The sequence below is a fragment of the Burkholderia sp. AU45388 genome (assembly GCF_030481585.1).
In the GTDB taxonomy this organism is placed as follows: domain Bacteria; phylum Pseudomonadota; class Gammaproteobacteria; order Burkholderiales; family Burkholderiaceae; genus Burkholderia; species Burkholderia sola.
In genome coordinates this window covers 360,250-380,663 of record NZ_JAUJPV010000003.1, presented here as the reverse complement: position 1 = coordinate 380,663, position 20,414 = coordinate 360,250, and the positions used below count along the sequence as shown (strand labels likewise).

Here is a 20,414-nt window from a genome sequence, read left to right as displayed (position 1 = left end):
AACCAGTATGAAAGCAGCAGTCGTCGAAGGCGCTGGACAGCGCCCGGTTTATACGGAGTTCGAACCGCCGCGCGCGACGCCGGGCCACAGCCTGATCGACGTGACGGCGTCCGCGCTGAGCCGCATCGCGCAGGGGCGCGCGGCCGGCACGCATTACTCGTCGGATCGACGCTATCCGTTCGTCGTCGGTGTCGACGGCGTGGGGCGTCTCGACGATGGCCGGCGCGTCTACTTCTTCGGTGCGCCGGTGCCGTTCGGTGCGATGGCCGAACGCACGACCGTGCCCGATACGCAGTGCGTGCCGCTGCCGGACACGCTTGACGATGTCACCGCCGCGGCGATCGCGATTCCGGGGATGTCGTCGTGGGCGGCGCTGACCGAACGCGCGCGGTTCGTCGCGGGCGAGACGGTGCTCGTCAATGGTGCGACGGGTACGTCCGGGCGGCTCGCGGTACGGATCGCGAAGCATCTCGGCGCGGCGAAGGTGATCGCGACGGGCCGCAACGCGGCTGCATTGCAGGCGTTGCTGAATGCCGGCGCGGACGCCGTGGTGTCGCTGCAGCAGGACGACGCGCATCTGGCGCGGGCGCTCGAACCGCATTTCCGCGCGGGCGTGGACATCGTGCTCGATTATCTGTGGGGCGCCAGCGCGCAGACGCTGCTGGTGGCCGCCGCGAAGGCGACGCCCGATGGCCGGCGGCTGCGTTTCGTGCAGATCGGCTCGATCGGCGGCGCGGACGTGCTGCTGCCGGGGGCCGTGTTGCGGGCGACCGCGATCGAACTGATGGGCAGCGGCCTGGGCAGCGTGTCGTTGCCGGGCTTGCTGGCGTCGGTGCGCGGCGTATTCGAAGCGGCCGGGTCGGCGGGCCTGACGATCGACACGCGCACGGTGCCGCTGTCGGCGGTCGGCGAACATTGGGGCGATGCGAGCAGCGTCGTACGGTTGGTGTTCACGATACGCGGCCAGTGAGCGGCGCATCGGCAGACGGCGGACCGGATGCGAGGTGAAGATCGGGCCGCGCAGCGGCGGCTGGTCGTTTTCTGTCGTGCCGTCGCGCGTGGCGTGAGAGCGGGCAGGCGGGCGGCCGACTGCCCGCCGCCGCCCCGCCACGCCGGGATCAGAACCGCTGCTGAATCCCCGCCGTGACCCCGACCTGCGTGGTGCCGTACCCGTTGAAATCGCGCGACACGCCGACTTTCTGGTCGTGCTTCGCGATCGCGAACGCACCGGCTGCATACAGCACCGTGCGCTTCGACAGCGCGTATTGCGCACGCACCGACACCAGCGTCGGGTCGGCATCCGTGCCGCCCTTGATGTTCTGGTGATAGACGGCCGCGATCAGCGAGAACGTCGGCGTGAACTGGTACGACCCGCCGAGCCAAACCATGTCGCTCAACTGGTTCGCCGCCGCGGTGCGGAACGTGCGCTTGTAATTGCGATAGCCGGCCATCGTCTTCAGGTTGCCGAAGTCATAGCTCAGGCCCGCATGGATGCCCTGAATATAGTTGACGGCATCGGCCGGCGTGACGCTGTCGGCCGCGCCGTTCTGCCGGTCGAACGTGACGACGGCGGCGAGCGGCCCCGTCTCGTAACCGATCGCGAAATCGTACTTGGAGCTGGTCTTCACGCTGCCCGGCACGTTGCCGAAACCGTACAGCGCACCGAACTTGAAGCCGCTGAATTCGCCGTCGTAGCGCACCGCGTTCGACGAGCGCGTGAACAGGCCGTCCTTGCGGCCGCCGGTCGCCATCGACGAGGTCGCCCACGAGTAGTTCTGCGCGTAACCCATCGGGTCGAACGGCAGCATGTAGTCGTACGTGACGGTGAAGTTGCGGCCAAGCGTCAGCTCGCCCCATTTGCCTTTCAGGCCCACCGTCGCACGGCGCGCGAAGATCGAGTCGGGGCCGTCGTCGGACGCGCCGTTCGCCAGATCGATCCCGCTTTCGAGGCGGAACACCGCCTTCAACCCGCCGCCGAGATCCTCGACGCCGCGCAGGCCCCAGCGCGACGTGTTCTTGTTGCCCGACTTCAGCTTGAACGAATTGCCGCCATCCGGCGCCGCATGGTTCGCGTATTCGATGCCGGCATCCATGATCCCGTATATCGTGACCGACGACTGCGCGTGCGCGGCCGGCGCGGCGAGACAGGCGGCCGCGGCCGAACCGGTGAGGACTGCTGCTCGAATCGAACGTTCTGCGCGTGACTCCATTTTGACGGTGTCTCCTTGGTTTGTTTTGGGCAGGGTGAAACGGAAAACGGGTACGCAGCGCGCCATCGGCGGACGCGATGAAGCGTCCGCCGATGCAAGTCGCAAAGGGATGCGCGCTCGACTGCCTACGCGGCGGCGCGCGAGGCGCCGCGGTCGGGTCAGCCCGCTTTCGCGAACGCCCAGCAGTCGTTGGTCGGGAATTCGATCCAGTGCTTGCCGGCCGCGCGCGGCACATGGCCGAACGCACGCAGGCGCATGTCGCCGCAATGGAACAGGTATTCCCAGCGGTCGCCGAGATACATCGACGTGACGAGGTCGGCCTGCAGCCGGTTCGCGCCCGGGCCGTCGGCGACCTGCACGCGTTCCAGGCGGATCACGGCCTGGGCGTCCTGGCCGGGCGCGAGCGTGTCGCGGGCGACGGCGCGCAACTCCCAGCCGTCGCCGGCGAGCGTCACGCATTCGCCGTCGATCGCGGCGACGCGCGCGTCGATCCGGTTGTTGCTGCCCATGAACTCGGCGGTGTACAGCGAGCGCGGCGCGCCGTACAGCTCGGCCGGCGTGCCTTCCTGCTCGATGCGGCCGTTGCGCAGCAGCAGGATGCGGTCGGACATCGCCATCGCTTCGGTCTGGTCGTGCGTCACGCACAGGGCCGACAGCCCGAGCGACACGATCAGTTCGCGCAGCCACGCACGCGCTTCCTCGCGCAGCTTTGCGTCGAGGTTCGAAAGCGGCTCGTCGAGCAAAATCACCGGCGGGTTGTAGACGAGCGCGCGGGCGATCGCGACGCGCTGCTGCTGGCCGCCCGACAACTGATGCGGAAAGCGTTCGGCGAGGTGGCCGAGGCCCAACTGGTCGAGCGCGGTCTGCACGCGGCGCTTTTGTTCGGCAGGCGCCACGCGGCGCAGCTTGAGGCCGTAGCCGACGTTGTCGGCGACGGTGCGGTGCGGCCACAGCGCGTACGACTGGAACACGAGGCCGAGCGAGCGCTGTTCGACGGGCAGGTCGACGCGTCGCGCGCCGTCGAAGAACACGCGCTCGTCGAGCTGGATGCGCCCGTCGGACGGCTGTTCGAGGCCGGCCACCGCGCGCAGCAGCGTGGTCTTGCCGCTGCCCGACGCGCCGAGCAGGCATACGACTTCGCCGGCCTTCAGTTCGAACGACACGCCCTTGAGGATCGGGTTGGCGCCGTAGCTGAGGTGCAGATCGTCGACGATGAGCTTATCCATGAAGTTTCACTCCGAAGCGCAGGGCCACGCCGAGACCGGCGCCGACCATCGCGATGTTGATGACAGAGAGCGCGGCGACCTGGTCGACGGCGCCGGTCGCCCACAGCGACACGAGCAGCGCGCCGATCACCTCGGTGCCGGGCGACAGCAGGTAGACGGCGGTCGAGTATTCGCGCTCGAAGATCATGAAGATCAGCAGCCACGCGGCGAGCAGGCCGAAACGCACGAGCGGCAGCGTCACGTAGAGCGACACGCGGCTGCGCGTCGCGCCGACGCTGCGGCCGGCTTCCTCCAGCTCGGGGCCGACCTGCAGCAGCGCGCTCTGGATCAGCCGCATCCCGTACGCGAGCCACACGACCGTGTACGCGATCCAGATGCTCCACATCGAGTTCTTCAGCTCGCGCAGGCCGGGCACGAACAGGAAGATCCACAGGAACGCGAGACCGGCGAGCAGGCCCGGCACCGCGCGCGGCAGCAGCACGAGGTAGTCGAGCAGCCTGGTCGCCCAGTCGGGGCGGCGGTGGCCGGCGAACGCGACGAGCGAGTAGAAGCCGATCGCGAGTGCGCCGCCGATCACGCCGATGCCGAGCGTGTTGACGATCGCGCGCACCAGGTTGTCCTGCTCGAACAGTTCGATGAAGTTCGACAGCGTCAGCACTTCGGCGAGCGCGACGCCTTCGCCCCAGTTGGTCACGAACGCGCGCAGCACGATGCCCGAGATCGGCACGATCACGGTCAGCATCAGCCACAGCGCGACGATCGCGAGCGCGACCCAGCGCCATACGCCGAGCGGCAGCACCGTCGCGCGGCCGGCCTTGCCCTTCACGGTGACGAAGCGGTTCGCGGTCTTCAGCAGGCGGCGCTGCAGCAGCACGAGCGGGAAGGTGATCGCGACGATGCACACGGCGACCGCGGCCATCAGGTGATACGACGGCACGCCGAGCTTGTTGGTCAGCTTGTACAGGTAGGTCGCGAGCACGAGGTGGCCTTCCGGATCGCCGAGCACGAGCGGCAGCCCGAACACCTCGAACCCGAGGAAGAACACCAGCACGCCGGCGAACAGCAGCGCGGGCATCGTCATCGGCAGGCTCACGTCGAGCGCGACGCGGAACGGACGGGCGCCCGTCACGCGCGCGGCTTCCTCGACGTCCGAGCCGAGGTTGCGCAGCGCGGCCGACGAATACAGGTACACGTGCGGCACGTGCGTGAGGCCGACGATCACCGTGATCGCGAAGATCGAATACACGTTCCAGGGCACGCTCTGCACCCCGAACAGTTCCTTGAACCACACCGAGTAGAAGCCGACCGGGCCGGCCGCGACCACGTAGCCGAACGCGAGCACCATCGGCGACACGAACACGGGCGTGAGCAGCAGCGGTTCGAGCCAGCGGCGGCCGGGCAGGTCGGTGCGCACCATCAGGAACGCGAGGATGCCGCCGAGCGGGATCGAGATGAACAGCATCCCGCCGGCGATGATGAACGAGTTCTTCACGGCCGACCAGAAGTCGGGATCGCTGAAGATGAAGCGGAATCCGTCGATGCCGAGCGTCTTGTTCGCGTCGAAGAACGGCGCGGACAGGAAGCTCTGGAACAGGATGAAGCCGAGCGGCAGCGCGACCGCGACGGTCAGGACCGCGACGACGATCCAGCGCAGCATGCCGGCGAGCGGCTGCAGGCTGCTGACCGGCAGCGCGGGAATCGCGTCGCGCGGGCCGGTGGCGGGCGGAACGGCCGGTGCCGTGCCGCGTGTGCTGGTTGAAAGCATGAGTTCGCCCCTGCGGCCATCCGGATGGCCGCCTCAAGGAAGTCGGTGAGGGGAAGGGGCCGCCCGCGCGACGCGCGGCGGGCGGCCTGGGTCAGCGGCTCAGCGGATCAGCGCTTGATCGCCTGCTGCCATTGCTTCAGGAACGCGAGGCGCTTCGACTGGTCGAGATAGACGAGCAGGCCGGTGCCGATCTGGATCGGCTTCAGCGAATCGCCGAGTTCCTTCGTGAGGCTCGCGGCCGACGTCTCGCCGGTCACGTCCGCACGGATCGCATACAGGTTCGCCTGGTTCGCGATCAGCGTCTGGCCGCGCTTGGACAGCAGGTAGTCGACCCACAGCTTCGCGGCGTTCGGGTTCTTCGCCTTCTTCGACACGGTGGCGAGGCGGCTCACGACCTGCGTGTAGTCCTTCGGAAACACGTAGCCGATCGACTTGTCCTTCTTCGCCTTCGCGTACGCATATGAACCGATGATGTTGTAGCCGATCAGGTTCTCGCCCGACGAGATGCGTTCCATCATCGCGCCCGTGCTCGACTGCAGCTTCGGGCCGGTAGCGCCGATTGCCTTCACGAGTTCCCACGTGACCTTCTCGTTCACGTGCGCGTCCTGGGTCAGGTAGTTGAAGCCGACGCCCGATTTCTCGATGTCGTAGGTCGTGACCTTGCCTTTGAACTTGTCGGCCTGCGTGGTGAGCAGCTTGATCAGGTCGGCGCGCGTCGTCGGCACTTCGTTCGCGGGGATCAGCCGCTTGTTGTAGACGATCGCGAGCGGCTCGAACGTCGTGCCGTACGCCTGCTTCTGGTACTGCGCCCATTGCGGCACGTTCGGGCTTTCGGGCGAATCATAGGACGCCATCAGGCCGTCGTTGACGAGCTTGACCTGCAGGTCCATCGCCGAGCTCCACAGCACGTCGGCGCTGGTGCTGCTCGCCGCGTTCTCGCTGATGTAGCGGTTGTACAGCTCGGTGCTGTTCATGTCGTTGTACTCGACCTTCACGCCGTACAGGCTTTCGAAGTCCTTGATCAGCGGACGCACGAGGCCCGTGTCGGTCGTCGAGTAGACGATCAGCTTGCCTTCCTTCTTCGCGGCGTCGATCACGCCCTGGTAGTTCCCCGGGTAGCCGGCCGGAACCTGCGCGGCGGCGCTGCCGGCGGCAGCGCCCAGAACGGCCGCCAGCGCGGCGGCGAGGTGCTTCGGTGCATACGGCATGTCTTCCTCCAGTGATGCGTCGATGTTGTTCGAGTGACGCGGATGTTAATGGCGGGGCACTTTCAGCCCGCTTTCATTCCCGTTCGCAATAGCGCCGTTCGCGTCATGGATTTCCCGGGGGAGACGGCGGCGCCGGCTGCGGGTTCGCGGCATGGCTTGAAAGCGAAAGGGAGCGCGGCCGGGGCCGTGCGCGCATCGTCGCGCACAACTCTCCGGCCGCCGACGCGGCCCGCAGCCGGTCCGCGGCACCCGCGCAACCCGTGTTTGCGCGAGGCGTGGAGACGGAAAGGATCATGTAATGTAGCGGGCTGTCGCTGACCCTACCGGAATCCCCATGCGTGTGCTGCTCGTCGAAGACAACCCGAACCTGGCCCAGTCGCTGAACGACGCGCTGAGCGCCGCGCGCTTCGCGGTCGATCACATGGCCGACGGCGAGGCGGCGGACCACGTGCTGCGCACGCAGGATTACGCGCTGGTGATCCTCGATCTCGGGCTGCCGAAGCTCGACGGGCTCGAGGTGCTGCGGCGGCTGCGCGCGCGCCGCAACCCGGTGCCGGTGCTGATCCTCACCGCGCACGGCTCGGTCGAGGATCGCGTGAAGGGGCTCGATCTCGGCGCCGACGACTATCTCGCGAAACCGTTCGAGCTGACGGAGCTGGAGGCGCGCGCCCGCGCGCTGATCCGGCGCAGCCTCGGGCACGAGCATGCGCGCGTCGAGTGCGGGCCGCTTTCGTACGACAGTATCGACCGCGGCTTTCATCTCGCGGGCGAGCCGCTGTCGCTCACGCCGCGCGAGCGCTCGGTGCTCGAGGTGCTGATCCTGCGCAACGGCCGCGCGATCAACAAGGAGACGCTGTCGGAGAAGATCTTCGGGCTCGACGAATCGGTCAACGCCGATGCGATCGAGATCTACGTGTACCGGCTGCGCAAGAAGCTGGAGAACTCGGGCGTCGCGATCGTCACGCTGCGCGGGTTGGGCTATCTGCTCGAAGCGAAGGCGCAAGCATGATCCGCGTCCGCGCTCACCGCCGTGCGCCGCCCCCGGAGCGGGCGCATGCGTCGCTTCGGGCGGCCCGGCGAGCCGCACGATGACTCGCCCGAACCTGCGCGCGCAGGTCGCGCTGTGGCTGCTGCTCCCGCTGCTCGGCCTGCTCGCGCTCGACTCGTGGCTCACGTACCAGCGTGCGATGAGCGCCGCGCACGTCGCGTTCGACCGTACGCTGTCGTCGTCGCTGAAGTCGATCCGCGAAGGCGTGCGGCTCAACGACGGCGAGATCGAGGTCGACCTGCCGTATCTCGCGCTCGAAATGCTCGAATCGAGCGACGGCGGCAAGATCTACTACCTGATCCGCGAGGACAACGGCCGCACGGTCACCGGCTATCCCGATCTACCGCTGCCGCATGGCCGCGACGCGGGCGACGGCGCGCTGTTCGTCACGCGCTACTACGACGTCGTGTATCGCGGCGAGCAATTGCGGATGGCCGCGTTGCGTATTCCCGTGCACGACGTGCCGACCGCGCAGTCGCGCATCGTGTGGGTGATGGTCGGCGAGACGATCGAGGCGCGTCAGGCGCTCGCGCGCGAGATCCTGATCGGGTCGCTGCTGCAGGAAGGACTGCTCGTCGTGCTCGCGCTTGGCATCGTGTGGCTGGGCGTCGGGCGCGGGCTGCGGCCGCTGAACCGGCTGTCGGCCACCGTCGCCGCGCGCAGAGAGGACGACACGACACCGCTCGACACCGGCGCGATGCCGAGCGAACTCGCGCCGCTCGTCGATTCGATCAACCAGTACATCGGCCGTACGCAGCGGATGCAGGTGGCGCGGCGCCGCTTCTTCGCCGATGCGGCTCATCAGTTGAAGACGCCGCTCGCGGCGGTGCAGGCGGGTGTCGAACTTGCGCTGCGGCCCGACGAGCAGCCGCGCGCGAACGTGCACCTGCGGCGCGCGAACGGCGCGGTGCGGCAGGCCGCGAAGATCGTCCAGCAATTGTTGTCGCTGTCGCGGCTCGATTCGGACAGCGGTCACGCGGTCGCGCACAAGCCGGTCGCGCTGCACCGGCTCGCACGCAGCGTGACGCTCGACTGGTCGCCCGTCGCACGCGCGCGCGACATCGATCTCGGCTTCGAGCACGAGGCCGACGTCGACGTGCTCGGCCAGTCCGACCTGCTCGGCGAGATGATCGGCAACCTGATCGACAACGCGATTCGTTACTCGGGCGACCATGCGGTGATCACGGTGCGCGTGTCGCGCGACGGCGAGCAGGCGCGGCTCGACGTGATCGACAACGGGCCAGGCATTCCGGCCGGCGAGCGCGACGCGGTGTTCGAGCGCTTCCATCGCGGCAGCAGGACACAGACGGTCGAAGGCACCGGGCTCGGGCTGTCGATCGTGCGGGAGATTGCGCGGGTGCACCAGGGCAGCGTGACGCTCGCCGATGCGGCCGGCGGCGGCTTGATCGTGACGGTGGTGCTGCCGGCGGTGGCGCAGTAGCGGGGCCGCTTCGATCGGGCGCGGAAACTGCTCTGAACGGTGGTAGGGCGGCGACGCAAACGACGCGCCGCCCGCCGTCATGCTCAGTCGCCGAAGCCGATTTCCGCTTCGACGGACTGCCCGACCTCGAGCCACGCCCCCGCGCCTTCGACGACGATCGCGTTGATGCCGAACGTCAGCGCATTGTCGTAGTTCGGGTTCGCGCGATAGGTCTGCATCGTGTCGGTCGGCTCGTGCGGCCATTCGGGATTCGGCGCGCCGGTGGCCTGATCGATCGTCGGCACCGGACAGCGCGTGCACAGCTTCACGAGACGCAGCCGCACGGGCGTCGCGCCTTCGGCGTCGAGATGTTCGACGAAATCCTCTTCATACGCGTCCAGATCCGACACGACGATGTTCGGACGGAAGCGGTTCATCGGAATCGCCGGCGCGCCCTTCGCGGCGAGCCTCGCGTTCAGGTCGTCGAGCGACGCCTGGCCGATCACCAGCAGCGGGTAGCCATCCGCGAACTGCGTATGCGTATCGATGTCGCCGGTCCATTTGCGGTTGCAGCCGCGGCGCGCGTCGGCACCGAAGCGCACGAGCTTCAACGGCGTGCCGACGAATTCGGTGAGCCACGCGGCCGTCTCGGCGCCCGTGTCGATCGCGTCGACGGTGTCGCGCCACACGGTCGCGGCCATCTTCGGCGTGGCAGCGCTTGCGTCGCCGTCGAGCGGCGTGCGTATCTCCGGCATGCCCGGCGCGTTCAGCACGAGCGCATCGCTGTCGAGCGTGGGGCGGATCAGCGCGAGCCGCGGGTGCGTGCGCTGCGTGATCATCATCCCGTCCGGGGTCGTGATCAGCCAGTGGCGGTCGTACGCGAGGCCGGTTTCGAGCAGTTGCGCGCGCGACAGCGCGATGCCGGCGCAGGATTTGATCGGGTAGACGAAGAGTTCGGAGATGGCTGGCATGACGCTGGCTGACAAAGGGGGGATGATCGAATCGCGATTGTGCCAGATCACGCGAGCGCCGTTCGGGCGGTTGCGCGCCGCGGGCCGGCGCAGGCGTGCCGTGTGGCCGGCTGCGCGTCACGCGAGCGGAAAGCCCGGGTCGAACGTCGTGCGCACGTCGAGCGGCTGGCGCAGCAGGCCGGCCTTCAGGTAGAAGTCGGCCGTGCGCTGCTGCTGGGCGATCACCGTCGCGTCGATCGGCTGCCAGCGCGTGCCGCGTCGCTCGAACTGCAGCTTCGCGGCGGCCGGCGGAATGCCGATGATGCGCGCGAGCGCCGCCGAATACGCGTCGACGTGCCGGTACGACCAGACCTGCGCGCGCACGATGCGCCGCAGGAAATCGTGCAGCACGTCGCGCTTCGAGGCGATCGCCGCGTCGGTCGCCGCGAGATAGCTGAGGCCCGACCACAGTCCACGGCCGTTCACGAGCACGCGCGCGCGGCCGCTCGTTTCGGCGAGTGCGGTATAGGGCTCCCAGGTCGCCCACGCGTCGATCGAACCGGTGGCGAGCGCCAGCATCGTGTCGGCCGGCGGCAGGAAGCGGAACGACACGGCATCGGGCGGCAGGCCGGCCGCGTCGAGCGCCTTCAGCGTGACGAAATGGCCGATCGAGCCGCGCGTGGTGCCGATGCGCTTGCCCTTCAGGTCGGCCGCGCCTTTCAGCGCGGCGTCGGGTTGCACGAGCACGGCCGTGCCGTACGGATCGGAACGGTTCGCGCCGATCACCTTGATGCGGGCGCCCGAGGCGAGCGCGAAGATCACCGGCGCGTCGCCGATCGGCCCGCAGTCGACGGCCGCCGCGTTCAGCGCTTCGGCGAGCGGCGCGGCGGCCGGGAATTCGGTCCACGCGATGTCGTACGGGAGGCCGTGCAGCTCGCCGGCCGCTTCGAGCAGCGCGCGCAGCCCGCCTTTCTGGTCGCCGGCGCGCAGCAGCGGGCGTGCGCCCGATTGCGCGCGCACGGCGGCCGGGGCGGCGGCGATCGTGGCAAGGGCGCTCGCCTGGGCGAGGAAGTGGCGTCGGGTCGGATTCATCGTGAAGTTCGGTCGAAGGAAGGATTCGTGGGTTCAATGCGGGAGCCCGGCCTGTACGTCGCGCACGGGTTCCTGGTCGACGCGCAGCAGCAGGGCGGTCAATGCATCGCCGCGGGCGGCCGGCGTGGACGGCCGGACAGCCGCCGCATCCGAGCGGCACAGCAGGTCGGCATCCGACCAGCCGGCGCTGCCCGGCAACGCGCGCGCCCGCAGCCAGCCGCGCCGATCGGCGAGCAGTTGCGTGCCGCCGAGCGCATCGGGCGCGACGCCGGTAATCGTCGCGAACGCGCGCCACGCATCGGCGGTCGTCGCGACGCAGTTCGCACGCGTACCGGCCGACGGCGGCACCGGCGCGCCGCGTTCGGTGACGAGCAAGGTCTGCCAGCGCGCATCTTCCTGCGGTGGCGTCGCGCCCGGCGCAAGCGCGACGACGCGCACGCGCTGGCCTTCGCGCCAGCGCTCGAGCGCCTGGGGCGCGGCGTCACCGCAGCGCACGTCGAGCGCCGGCAGCGGGACGGGCACCGGCCACGCGCCTTCCGCCTGTGCGCCGCTACCGGCGGCGAGCGCCTTCAGGTAGTCGAGCATGGCCCATGTGTCCTGCGGGCCGAGCGTCGCGGCGAAGCCGGGCATCGTCGATGCGCCGTGCTCGTCCCGCGTGCCGTGACGCACGCGCCAGAACAGTTCGCCGTCGAGGCGACGCGCGAGCAATGCGCCGGCGAAGGTCGGCGGCCAGTGCGCGAGCGTGGCCGCGAGCGGGCCTTCGCCGCGGCCGTCCGTGCCATGGCAGGCCGCGCAATGTTGCGTATAGAGGTGCGCGCCGCGCATCACGCTCGACACGGAAAACGGCGCGGGGCCGCGCTGGAAGCTCGTCGGCACGGCGGGCGCGAGCCACAGCGAAGCGGGCGGCCACGGCGCGAACCACGCGACGGCCAGCGCGGCGACGGCCGTCGCGATACGCCGCTTGCGTGAAACCAGCGCGATGCAGGCGAGCACGACGGCCAGCGCCGTCACGCCACAGGCGAACGCGAGCTGCCGCGTGAGCCCGGCGTCGATGCGCAGCGTTTCGAGCGCGATGCGGTGTGCCCACGGCCACGCGGACTGGCCGTCGGCGTCGCCGGTCAGGCCGATCGCGTGCAGCCCGCGCGCCAGCGCGATTTGCGCGCCATACAGCAGTTGCAGGAACGCGATGGCCCAGTCGGCGAACGGCGGCGCGTTCATCGCGCGCGTCTCCGGCGTACCGCAGTCAAACGTCGAACGGCACTCGGCATCTACCAGCTCGCATCGAGCCCGAGATGCCGCAGCGCGTCGTGGCGCAATTCGGCGAGGCGCGGGTCGCCGCGATGGCGCGGGTAGGGCAGGTCGACGCGCAGTTCGGCGACGATCCGTGCCGGGCGCGGCCCGAACACGATCACGCGCTGCGCGAGAAACAGCGCTTCTTCCACGTCGTGCGTGACGAGCAGCGCGGAGAAACCGTCGCGTTGCCACAGCGCGGTCAACTCGGCCTGCATCGTGAGCCGCGTCAGCGAATCGAGCTTGCCGAGCGGCTCGTCGAGGATCAGCAGGCGCGGATCGTTGACGAGCGCTCGCGCGAGCGCGACGCGCTGCGCCATCCCGCCGGACAACTGGTGCGGAAACACGTTCGCGAATTCCTGCAGCCCGACGCGCGCGAGCGCATCGTCGACGCGATGCTGCGCGGTGCGCGCCACGCCGCGCGCTTCGAGGCCGAGCGCGACGTTCGCGCGCACGCGCCGCCACGGGTACAGCGTCGGATCCTGGAACACGACGATGCGCGACGGATCGGGGCGCTCGATCGGCACGCCGTCTTGCGCGATGGTGCCTTGCCGCGCGGCGTCGAGCCCCGCGACGAGCCGCAGCAGCGTCGATTTCCCGCAGCCGCTGGGGCCGAGCAGCGCGACGAATTCGCCGGCCGCGACCGACAGCGACACGTCGTCGAGCACCGGCAGCGCGCCGCCGGAGCTGTCGAATGCATGGCTCACGCGGCGGATGTCGATGCGCGCGCCGCGCGCCGGCGTGACAGCCGGCGCCGCGACAGTTGCGACGGACGATTCGAGTACGGCGGCGCTTACCATTTGACGGTTCCTTTCTGCCAGGCGAGCACACGGTCGCGCACCGTGAACAGCAGCGCGATCAACCCGGAAAACAGCAGCGCCATCACGATCAGCGCCGCATACATGTTCACGTACGACGCCCAGCCCTGCGCCCAGCTCAAATACCAGCCGAGCCCCGACTTGACGCCCATCATCTCGGCGACGACCAGCACCGTGAACGACGCGCTCAGCCCCATGAAGATGCCGACGAACACGTGCGGCAGCGCGGCCGGAATCGCGACGCGCAGCACGAGGAAGCGCGCATTCGCGCCGAGCGTGCGCGCGACGTCGTAGTACTGCTTGTTCACGCTCGCGACGCCCGACCACGTGAGCACCGCGACCGGGAACCCGGTGGCGAGCGCGATCAGGAATGCGGCCGCCGAATAGCTCGACGGAAAGAAGTAGAACGTGAGCGGCAGCAGCGCGGTGGCCGGCACGGGCCCCAGCACGCGCAGCACCGGATGGACCCAGTAGCCGATCCGGCGCGACCAGCCGATCGACACGCCGACCGCGAAGCCCACCGTGACGCCGTACGCGAAGCCGAGCGCGAGCAGCTTCAGCGTGTTGCCGGCGCTGCCGGCGAGGCGCGGCCAGTCGTCGACGTAGACCTCGATCAGCGCCTGCGGCGGCGCGAAGAACGGCGTCGGCAGCCAGCCGGTTTTCGCGGTGACGATTTCCCACGCGGCGAGCACGAGCGGCAGCGCGACGAGCCACGGGCCGGCCGGTCGCACGCGGGCGAGCCGCGTGCGGGTTGCGGGAACGCGATGGCCGAGCGTCGCGGCGACGAGCAGCAGCGCGGCGATCGTCCACGCGGCCGTGCCGAACGTGTCGGTGTACGCCCAGTCGCTGAAGCCGACGATCCGGTTCGGCCACAGCTGCGTGAGCGCGCCGAGCGCGGCCCATGCGAGCGCGGCGGTGATCCCGGTCGGCCAGGCGCGCGCGCGCCGGGCGTCGGCAGCCAGCGTGGCTTCGCAGGCCGTGCAGGCTGCGCGCGCGGTGGCGGTAGCGTGCGCGGCGTCGCCGGCCGGGGCCGATGCGGTGCGTGCGGCGGAAGCGTGTTCGATCGTCGACATCGCGTTACCCCAGTACGTTCGCATAGACCTGCTGCGCGAAGCGCTGCGGGTCCGTGCTCTTCTTCAGCACGCTGATGCGGCGGAAATCGTCCGCATAGAACGCGATTTCCTGCTGCAGGTCGACGCTGGTCGGGTGATGCGTGTAGGTGAGCGTCGCGTACAGCTTGCGCAGATCCTCGGGGCTGATCTTCGGCGAATACTTCGCGAATACCTTCGCGGCTTCGTTCGGGTTGTCGTGCGTGTACTCGGTGGCCTGCACGATCGAGCGCGCGAGCGCGGCGGCCGACGGCCGGTCGTTGCGCACGAGGTCGCCGCGCGCGCCGATCACGCAGCACACCTTGCGCGCGTATTCGCCGGACAGGTTGGTCGCGAGTTCGGTGTACGCGCCGTTGCTGCGCTTTTCGAGCAGGTAGAGGTTCGGGTCGCCGTCGGCGATCGCGTGGATCTCGCCCTTGTCGACCGCGACGCCGAGCAGGTCGGCCGGATACTGCCGCCACGTGATGTCGCGCTCGGGATCGATGCCGTTTTTCGCGAGCAGGATCGAGAAGAAGTGCTTGCCGGGCGCGGCCAGATCGCTGACGCCGACCGTCTTGCCCTTCAGCGCCTGCAGCGTCGTGACGCCGGCCGCCTTCGCGCCCAGCAGCCGCACGCAGCCGCCGTGCGAGCTGCCGATGATCTTCACGTCGAAGCCGGTTTCGAGCGGCTTCAGCCAGCGGTGGATCATTCCGACTGCCGCATCGGCCTTGCCGGTCGCGATCGATTCGAGCAGTTGATCGGTCGAGCCGCTGTAGTTGATCAGCTCGACCTGCAGCCCGTTTTTCTCGAAGAAGCCGCGCTCCTGCGCGACGACGATCGGCGTCAGGCAGAACGCGTTCTGGTTCCACGCGAACGTGAGCTTCTTCAGCGGCGGCGCGGACCGCGCGTTGCGGCCGAGCGTGATCGCCGGCACGGCGAGCGCGGCGGCACCGGCCGCGCGCAGCAGCCGGCGGCGTTGGCCGTCGTGCGCGTCGGCGGGCGTGGGTGCGGTGGTTTGGGTCATGGTCTGGTCTCCGGTGTAGCGCTCAGTCGAGCAGATCGGGTTCGTCGGCGACGACGCGCGCGAACAGGCTGTCGAACGCATGCAGCGCGCCGTCGGGGCCGCCGATCTGGCCGTGCGTATGGCGCGCGGTCGCGCGATCGATCGGCTGCGGCGTGCCGGCCGCTTCGGCCAGCAACTGCGTGTGCGCGGCGTTGTCGAGCGCGATGTACCACCACGCGGCGGCCTCGACCGTCGGGCCGGCCGTCAGGATCCCGTGGTTCTTCAGGATCACGCCCTTGTGCGTGGTGCCGTCGGGCTTCGCGAGCGCATCGGCGATCCGCGCGCCTTCGCTGGTGTCGACGACCATCCCCGTGAAGTCGTCGAACAGCGCATGATCTTCGTAGAACACGCACGCGTCCTGCGTGAGCGGATCGAGCGGGCGGCCGAGCGTCGACCAGGCCTTGCCGTAGGTCGAATGCGTGTGCGCGGCGGCGACCACGTGCGGATGGGCTTCGTGGATCGCCGCATGGATCGCGAACGCGGCCTTGTTCAGCGGCCGCTGGCCGATCGCGGTTTCGCCGCGCGCGTTGACGAGCAGCAGGTCGGAGACCTTGATCTGCGAGAAATGCACGCCGAGCGGGTTCACCCAGAAATGGTCGGGCAGCTCCGGATCGCGTGCGGTGATGTGGCCGGCGAGGCCCGCCGCGAAGCCGAAGCGTGCGAACAGGCGGAACGCGGCCGCGAGCCGCTCCTGCCGGTGGCGGCGCTCGGCGGCGACGTCGATGCGCGGCGCGGGCGGATCGAACCAGAAGTGCTGGCGCGGCGTATCGGCGAGCACGAGGCCCGATGCGGTACGGTGGGGCGAGGACAGGACGGCGGACATGATCGCGTATGGCTCCAGTGGCTCCAGTGGCTCCGTTGACGCCGTCAGGCTCAGGCGGCGCGGCGTGCCGCGTCGCGGGCGGCGACGGCGCTGCGCACGCGCGGAATCAGTTCGCGGCCGTAGTCGATCGCGTCTTCCAGCGGGTCGAAGCCGCGGATCAGGAACGTCGTCACGCCGAGGTCGTAGTAGTCGAGCAGCGCGTCGGCGACCTGTTCGGGCGTGCCGACGAGCGCCGTCGAATTCGAGCGCGCGCCGGTGAGCTTCGCGATCTCGGTCCACAGCCGCTTGTCGACGCGCGAGCCGCGCTCGGCCGCGGCGAGCAGGCGGCGCGCGCCTTCGCTCTGCTGCGGGCCGCCGGCGCCGAGCCCGGCCGCTTCGCGCAGCCGGCGCGTTTCGTCGAGGATGCGGTGCGCACGCGCCCACGCTTCGTCCTCGGTCGCCGCGAGGATCGGGCGGAACGACACGGAGAAGCGCACCTGGCGGCCGTGCTCCGCGGCTTCGGCGCGCACGCGCGTCGTCAGGTCGCGCACCTGGTCGAGCGATTCGCCCCACAGCGCGTAGACGTCCGCGTGCTTGCCGGCCACCGCGAGCGCGGCTTCCGACGCACCGCCGAAGTAGATCGGCACGTGCGGCTGCTGGAACGGCTTCACTTCCGAGAAACCCTGCTTGAAGCGGTAATGCGCGCCGTCGTGATCGAACGGCTGCGCTTCGGTCCAGATGCGCCGCAGGATGCCGAGGTATTCGTCGGTGCGTGCATAGCGCGCGTCGTGATCGAGGAAATCGCCGTCGCGCTGCTGCTCGCTGTCCGAGCCGCCGGAGATGAAATGCACGGCGAGCCGGCCGCGGCTGAACTGGTCGAGCGTCGCGATCTGGCGCGCGGCGAGCGTCGGCGCGGTGAAGCCCGGACGATGCGCGAGCATGAAATGGATGCGCTCGGTCGCGGCCGCCGCGAATGCGATCGTCAGCGTCGCCGACGGGCCGGTCGAGTGATGCGGTACGAGAATCCGGTCGAAACCGGCGGTTTCGTGGGCGCGGGCAAAGTCGCGGACATAGTCGGGATCGACCGCGGGGCCGGACGCCGGGTGGATTTCCGACTGCTTCTGGCTCTGGATCATGCCGATGAATTCGACGCTCATCTGGGTCTCCGGTGCAGGGATGTCCCGGCGCACGGCCGGGCAGGAATGGAGCGCAGGTTAACGCCGGGATCATGCGGAATGGAAATAATCAATCCCGATTTGAATATCAGATTTGCATGGTTTGGGGCCGTATGCGTTGCGCATACGCTGTGGGCTCGCGAATGATCGGGCGCGCGTTGGCGCCGTATTTGCCGCCGCTGACGCGTTCGCCGCCGTGTTCGAGCTACCCAGGGAATCCGTTTCGATGTCCGCCAGCCTTGCCGTTTCCTCGCCGCCACCGCCATCTTCGCTGCGCCTGCTGCCTGCGCACGCCGCTCAACCCGCCGACGCCGCCGACGAGACGGACGACGACGCGCGCCTTGCCGCGCTGCTCGAGCGTCTCGCGCCCGAACTCGCCGCCGATGCGGCCCGCAACGACGTCGACGGCCGCTTTCCGCACGAGCACTTCGCGCGGCTGCATCGTGCCGGGCTGATCGCGCAGGTCGTGCCGCGCGGGCATGGCGGCGCAGGGGCGACGCTGGCGCGGGCGAGCCGGATCGTCGCGGCCGTGGCGCGGGCCGATCCCGCGACGGCGCTCGTGTTGACGATGACGTATCTGCAGCACCGCGCGCTCGGCCGCGCGGACAACCGCTGGCCCGCGCAGGTGCGTCGCGCGGTATTCGACAGCGCGGTCGCGCACGGCGCGCTGATCAACGCGCTGCGCGTCGAGCCGGCGCTCGGTTCGCCGTCGCGCGGCGGGCTGCCGGACACCATCGCGCGCCGCGATGGCGACGGCTGGCGGTTGTCGGGCCACAAGCTCTACAGCACCGGGATTCCGGCGTTGCGCTGGCTGGCCGTGTGGGCGCGCACCGACGAAGCGGCGCCCCGGGTCGGCGTGTTTCTCGTGCCGCGCGACCCCGAGGCGGACGGCGATCGCATCCGCGTGATCGAAAGCTGGAATCATCTCGGCCTGCGCGCATCGGGCAGCCACGAAGTCGTGTTCGACGAGGTGCCGCTGCCGGCCGAATATGCGGTCGACGTGCGCGCGCCGGACGCGTGGGCCGTATCGGCCGCCACGCATGCGGATGCCGACGCGCAGGCGGACCAACAGGCATGGATGGTCGTGCTGCTCGGCAGCCTGTACGACGCGGTGGCGCGAGCGTCGCGCGACTGGCTCGTCGAATTCGCGACGACGCGTGCGCCGAGCGGGCTTGGCGCGCCGCTCGCGACGCTGCCGCGCGTGCAGGAGGCGGTCGGCGAAATCGAGGGCTGGCTGCACGCGAACCGTGTGCTGCTCGACGATCACATCGCGCGTACCGACGCCGGCAATGCGCCGTCGCTGACGACCAGCGGCCTCGTCAAGCGCACCGTGACCGAGCAGGCGATCCGGACGGTCGAGCAGGCGCTGAAGCTGTCGGGCAATCACGGGCTGAGCCGCGGCAATCCGCTCGAACGCCATTATCGCGATGTGCTGTGCAGCCGCGTGCATACGCCGCAGGACGATGCGATCGCGGTGGCGGCGGGGCGCGCGGTGCTCGACGCGGCGATGCGCGGCCAGACGAGCGCGGGAGCGGACGCCACGTCACGTACCGGGATCGAACGCGATCGACGCGATGCGTGAGCCGAGCCGGGTTGCCGCGCACGGCAACGGCGCGGCGCGACGCAGGCATCGCGCGACCGCCGCGGCCATCGAGGCAACGTCAAGCAGCCTTGTCGTGCGATTGCTCGGGCAGCGCGAACGCCGTGCGCGCATGCGCGGCGACGGCCGCGAGCGGCGCGTCGAGGCGCGCCGTATCGTGCCGGCGCAGCAGCCACAGATCGATCTGTGGCTTGAAATCGGCGAGCGGCACGATGTCGAGTGCATCGCGCAGCGGGCTGCCTTCGACGAGCGGCAGCGGCATCAGCCCGAGGCCGAAGCCGTTGGCAACGCTTTGCAGTTGCAGGTCGCGGCCGTACGCATCGAGCGTGACCGGCATCGGCAGGCCCTGTGCGTCGAGCGCGCGCCGCAGGCCCGCCCGAAAGCCGCAGCCGTCCGGGTTCAGCACCCAGCCGCGAGCGTGGCAATCGGCGAGCCGGTAGCTGCGCCGCGGCCAGTCGCCCTTGCGGCCGACCGCGACGAGCCGCGTGGCCAGCAGCCGTTCGCCCTCGACCTGCGCCGGCAGCACCATTTCGCGGGCGAGGAAGACGAGCGCCGCATCGAGCTCGCGGCGGGCGATACGTTCGACGAGCAGGCCGCCCCATGCGGTCGTGACCTGCGTCGCGAGCGCGGGCCACTGCGCGGAGAGGTCCGCGATGAGGCCCGGCAGCATCAGCTCGCCGAGCCCTTGCGTGAGACCGATCCGGAATTCGCCGGCGGGCGGCTGCTCGCCGGCCGTCAGTTCGCGCAGCGCGTCGACCTCGCGCAGGATCGCGCGACACTGCTCGAACACCTGCCGGCCGATGTCGGTCGGCCGTGGCGGCTTCGTGTTGCGGTCGAGCAGCGTCACGCCGAGCGCCTCCTCGAGATTCTGGACGCGCCGCGTGATCGCGGGCTGCGTCATCCCGAGCTCGGCCGCGGCCTGGCTCAGGGTCTGGCAGCGGACGACCGCTGCAAAAGCGTCGATATCGCTAATTTTCATGTTTGTTCTGCATGGTCTTTCGGGTGCATCATGACGATCCATCATATTCGGCATCATATTCGAGGAGACGGCCGATGAGTACGCTTTCGCTGCAACAGACGCCGCTACGTTTGGTCGTCGACGGTCTGGATGCGCTGCTCGCGTCCGGCGCGAACGAGGCGCGCATTCTCGACGAGGGCGGCGCACTGCTCGCCGCGCTCGTCGAACACGACGACTGGCTGCCCGACGCGTTCGCGCAGCCCGATCCCAAGCGCTATCGGCAGTACCTGCTGCATCTCGACCCGGACGAGCGCTTCTCGATCGTCAGCTTCGTGTGGGGGCCCGGCCAGGCGACGCCGATCCACGACCACACGGTGTGGGGGCTGATCGGAATGCTGCGCGGCGGCGAGTTCTCGCAGCCGTACCGGTTCGACGCGGCCGGCAGGCCGGTGCCGGCGGGCGATGCCGTGCGGTTGCGGCCGGGCGAGGTCGAGGCCGTATCGCCGCGCATCGGCGACGTGCATCGCGTGACCAACGCGTTCGCCGACCGCGTGTCGATCAGCATCCACGTGTACGGCGCGAACATCGGCAAGGTCGAACGCGCGGTGTACCTGGACGACGGTACCGTGAAGCCGTTCGTGTCGGGCTATTCGAATGCCTGACGCCCGGCCCGCTCGCGCGGCCCGTCGCGGGCGCGCGCC

18 protein-coding genes are annotated in these 20,414 nt (G+C 69.7%); 5 read left to right on the top strand and 13 right to left on the bottom strand.

Features of this window, described 5'->3' with window-relative positions; all coding sequences use genetic code 11:
- Nucleotides 1-7 precede the first annotated feature (7 nt).
- Nucleotides 8-970 (top strand): zinc-binding alcohol dehydrogenase family protein, encoded by a 963-nt coding sequence (locus QZM72_RS09180; protein ID WP_301737902.1) that lies wholly within the window; start codon nt 8-10, stop codon nt 968-970.
- Nucleotides 971-1,118: 148 nt separating this feature from the next.
- Here the strand turns inward: QZM72_RS09180 and QZM72_RS09175 are convergent, their stop codons facing one another.
- The 4 genes from QZM72_RS09175 to QZM72_RS09160 form a co-directional block, all read right to left on the bottom strand.
- A complete protein-coding gene (locus QZM72_RS09175; RefSeq protein WP_301737900.1) occupies nt 1,119-2,210 on the bottom strand; it encodes a porin in 1,092 nt (363 codons plus the stop codon).
- A 158-nt stretch (nt 2,211-2,368) separates the two neighbouring features.
- Nucleotides 2,369-3,436: an ABC transporter ATP-binding protein gene (locus QZM72_RS09170; protein ID WP_301737899.1), complete on the bottom strand. Its 1,068-nt coding sequence runs from the start codon at nt 3,434-3,436 to the stop codon at nt 2,369-2,371.
- Entirely contained in the window at nt 3,429-5,201 is a 1,773-nt protein-coding gene (locus QZM72_RS09165; RefSeq protein ID WP_301737898.1) for an iron ABC transporter permease, read from the bottom strand. The genes QZM72_RS09170 and QZM72_RS09165 overlap by 8 nt, the downstream gene beginning before the upstream one ends.
- A 107-nt stretch (nt 5,202-5,308) precedes the next feature.
- Nucleotides 5,309-6,409: an ABC transporter substrate-binding protein gene (locus tag QZM72_RS09160; protein ID WP_301737897.1), complete on the bottom strand. Its 1,101-nt coding sequence runs from the start codon at nt 6,407-6,409 to the stop codon at nt 5,309-5,311.
- A 334-nt stretch (nt 6,410-6,743) separates the two neighbouring features.
- Here QZM72_RS09160 and QZM72_RS09155 point away from each other — a divergent pair, with 334 nt between their 5' ends.
- Nucleotides 6,744-7,418 (top strand): response regulator, encoded by a 675-nt coding sequence (locus QZM72_RS09155; RefSeq protein ID WP_301737896.1) that lies wholly within the window; start codon nt 6,744-6,746, stop codon nt 7,416-7,418.
- Nucleotides 7,419-7,497: 79 nt separating this feature from the next.
- Nucleotides 7,498-8,898 (top strand): sensor histidine kinase, encoded by a 1,401-nt coding sequence (locus QZM72_RS09150; protein ID WP_089470566.1) that lies wholly within the window; start codon nt 7,498-7,500, stop codon nt 8,896-8,898.
- An 83-nt stretch (nt 8,899-8,981) separates the two neighbouring features.
- Here the strand turns inward: QZM72_RS09150 and QZM72_RS09145 are convergent, their stop codons facing one another.
- The 8 genes from QZM72_RS09145 to QZM72_RS09110 form a co-directional block, all read right to left on the bottom strand.
- Nucleotides 8,982-9,848 (bottom strand): MOSC domain-containing protein, encoded by an 867-nt coding sequence (locus tag QZM72_RS09145; protein WP_301737895.1) that lies wholly within the window; start codon nt 9,846-9,848, stop codon nt 8,982-8,984.
- Nucleotides 9,849-9,965: 117 nt separating this feature from the next.
- On the bottom strand, nt 9,966-10,919 hold the full coding sequence (locus QZM72_RS09140; RefSeq protein ID WP_301737894.1) for an ABC transporter substrate-binding protein: 954 nt from the start codon (nt 10,917-10,919) through the stop codon (nt 9,966-9,968).
- A gap of 33 nt (nt 10,920-10,952) precedes the next feature.
- The gene (locus tag QZM72_RS09135) at nt 10,953-12,137 is read right to left on the bottom strand and encodes a cytochrome c (protein WP_301737893.1); all 1,185 of its coding nucleotides are present in this window, start codon (nt 12,135-12,137) and stop codon (nt 10,953-10,955) included.
- Between the two features lie 50 nt (nt 12,138-12,187).
- The gene (locus tag QZM72_RS09130; RefSeq protein ID WP_301737892.1) at nt 12,188-13,009 is read right to left on the bottom strand and encodes an ABC transporter ATP-binding protein; all 822 of its coding nucleotides are present in this window, start codon (nt 13,007-13,009) and stop codon (nt 12,188-12,190) included.
- Nucleotides 13,003-14,100 carry an ABC transporter permease gene (locus tag QZM72_RS09125; RefSeq protein ID WP_301737891.1) on the bottom strand — a complete coding sequence of 366 codons (1,098 nt, stop codon included), beginning with the start codon at nt 14,098-14,100 and terminating at the stop codon, nt 13,003-13,005. The genes QZM72_RS09130 and QZM72_RS09125 overlap by 7 nt, the downstream gene beginning before the upstream one ends.
- 4 nt (nt 14,101-14,104) lie before the next feature.
- Nucleotides 14,105-15,139: an ABC transporter substrate-binding protein gene (locus QZM72_RS09120; RefSeq protein WP_301737890.1), complete on the bottom strand. Its 1,035-nt coding sequence runs from the start codon at nt 15,137-15,139 to the stop codon at nt 14,105-14,107.
- Between the two features lie 22 nt (nt 15,140-15,161).
- Nucleotides 15,162-16,001 carry a class II aldolase/adducin family protein gene (locus tag QZM72_RS09115; RefSeq protein WP_089469689.1) on the bottom strand — a complete coding sequence of 280 codons (840 nt, stop codon included), beginning with the start codon at nt 15,999-16,001 and terminating at the stop codon, nt 15,162-15,164.
- A gap of 50 nt (nt 16,002-16,051) precedes the next feature.
- A complete protein-coding gene (locus QZM72_RS09110; protein ID WP_301737889.1) occupies nt 16,052-17,137 on the bottom strand; it encodes an LLM class flavin-dependent oxidoreductase in 1,086 nt (361 codons plus the stop codon).
- A gap of 244 nt (nt 17,138-17,381) precedes the next feature.
- On the opposite strand from QZM72_RS09110, the gene QZM72_RS09105 reads away from it, so the two are divergent.
- Nucleotides 17,382-18,737: an acyl-CoA dehydrogenase family protein gene (locus tag QZM72_RS09105; RefSeq protein ID WP_301737888.1), complete on the top strand. Its 1,356-nt coding sequence runs from the start codon at nt 17,382-17,384 to the stop codon at nt 18,735-18,737.
- 79 nt (nt 18,738-18,816) lie between these two features.
- On the opposite strand, the gene QZM72_RS09100 is transcribed toward QZM72_RS09105, so the two are convergent.
- On the bottom strand, nt 18,817-19,791 hold the full coding sequence (locus QZM72_RS09100; RefSeq protein ID WP_301737887.1) for a LysR family transcriptional regulator: 975 nt from the start codon (nt 19,789-19,791) through the stop codon (nt 18,817-18,819).
- Between the two features lie 17 nt (nt 19,792-19,808).
- Between QZM72_RS09100 and QZM72_RS09095 the strand changes: the two genes are divergently transcribed.
- Nucleotides 19,809-20,375 carry a cysteine dioxygenase gene (locus QZM72_RS09095; RefSeq protein ID WP_301737886.1) on the top strand — a complete coding sequence of 189 codons (567 nt, stop codon included), beginning with the start codon at nt 19,809-19,811 and terminating at the stop codon, nt 20,373-20,375.
- Nucleotides 20,376-20,414: the final 39 nt, after the last annotated feature.

Bases quoted from the DNA above. Each gene is read 5' to 3' on its own strand.
- QZM72_RS09135 (WP_301737893.1), bottom strand. From the start codon at position 12,137: ATGAACGCGCCGCCGTTCGCCGACTGGGCCATCGCGTTCCTGCAACTG.
- QZM72_RS09110 (WP_301737889.1), bottom strand. From the start codon at position 17,137: ATGAGCGTCGAATTCATCGGCATGATCCAGAGCCAGAAGCAGTCGGAA.
- QZM72_RS09140 (WP_301737894.1), bottom strand. From the start codon at position 10,919: ATGAATCCGACCCGACGCCACTTCCTCGCCCAGGCGAGCGCCCTTGCC.
- QZM72_RS09175 (WP_301737900.1), bottom strand. From the start codon at position 2,210: ATGGAGTCACGCGCAGAACGTTCGATTCGAGCAGCAGTCCTCACCGGT.
- QZM72_RS09100 (WP_301737887.1), bottom strand. From the start codon at position 19,791: ATGATGCCGAATATGATGGATCGTCATGATGCACCCGAAAGACCATGC.
- QZM72_RS09165 (WP_301737898.1), bottom strand. From the start codon at position 5,201: ATGCTTTCAACCAGCACACGCGGCACGGCACCGGCCGTTCCGCCCGCC.
- QZM72_RS09095 (WP_301737886.1), top strand. From the start codon at position 19,809: ATGAGTACGCTTTCGCTGCAACAGACGCCGCTACGTTTGGTCGTCGAC.
- QZM72_RS09150 (WP_089470566.1), top strand. From the start codon at position 7,498: ATGACTCGCCCGAACCTGCGCGCGCAGGTCGCGCTGTGGCTGCTGCTC.
- QZM72_RS09160 (WP_301737897.1), bottom strand. From the start codon at position 6,409: ATGCCGTATGCACCGAAGCACCTCGCCGCCGCGCTGGCGGCCGTTCTG.
- QZM72_RS09180 (WP_301737902.1), top strand. From the start codon at position 8: ATGAAAGCAGCAGTCGTCGAAGGCGCTGGACAGCGCCCGGTTTATACG.
- QZM72_RS09125 (WP_301737891.1), bottom strand. From the start codon at position 14,100: ATGTCGACGATCGAACACGCTTCCGCCGCACGCACCGCATCGGCCCCG.
- QZM72_RS09155 (WP_301737896.1), top strand. From the start codon at position 6,744: ATGCGTGTGCTGCTCGTCGAAGACAACCCGAACCTGGCCCAGTCGCTG.
- QZM72_RS09105 (WP_301737888.1), top strand. From the start codon at position 17,382: ATGTCCGCCAGCCTTGCCGTTTCCTCGCCGCCACCGCCATCTTCGCTG.
- QZM72_RS09115 (WP_089469689.1), bottom strand. From the start codon at position 16,001: ATGTCCGCCGTCCTGTCCTCGCCCCACCGTACCGCATCGGGCCTCGTG.
- QZM72_RS09130 (WP_301737892.1), bottom strand. From the start codon at position 13,009: ATGGTAAGCGCCGCCGTACTCGAATCGTCCGTCGCAACTGTCGCGGCG.
- QZM72_RS09120 (WP_301737890.1), bottom strand. From the start codon at position 15,139: ATGACCCAAACCACCGCACCCACGCCCGCCGACGCGCACGACGGCCAA.
- QZM72_RS09145 (WP_301737895.1), bottom strand. From the start codon at position 9,848: ATGCCAGCCATCTCCGAACTCTTCGTCTACCCGATCAAATCCTGCGCC.
- QZM72_RS09170 (WP_301737899.1), bottom strand. From the start codon at position 3,436: ATGGATAAGCTCATCGTCGACGATCTGCACCTCAGCTACGGCGCCAAC.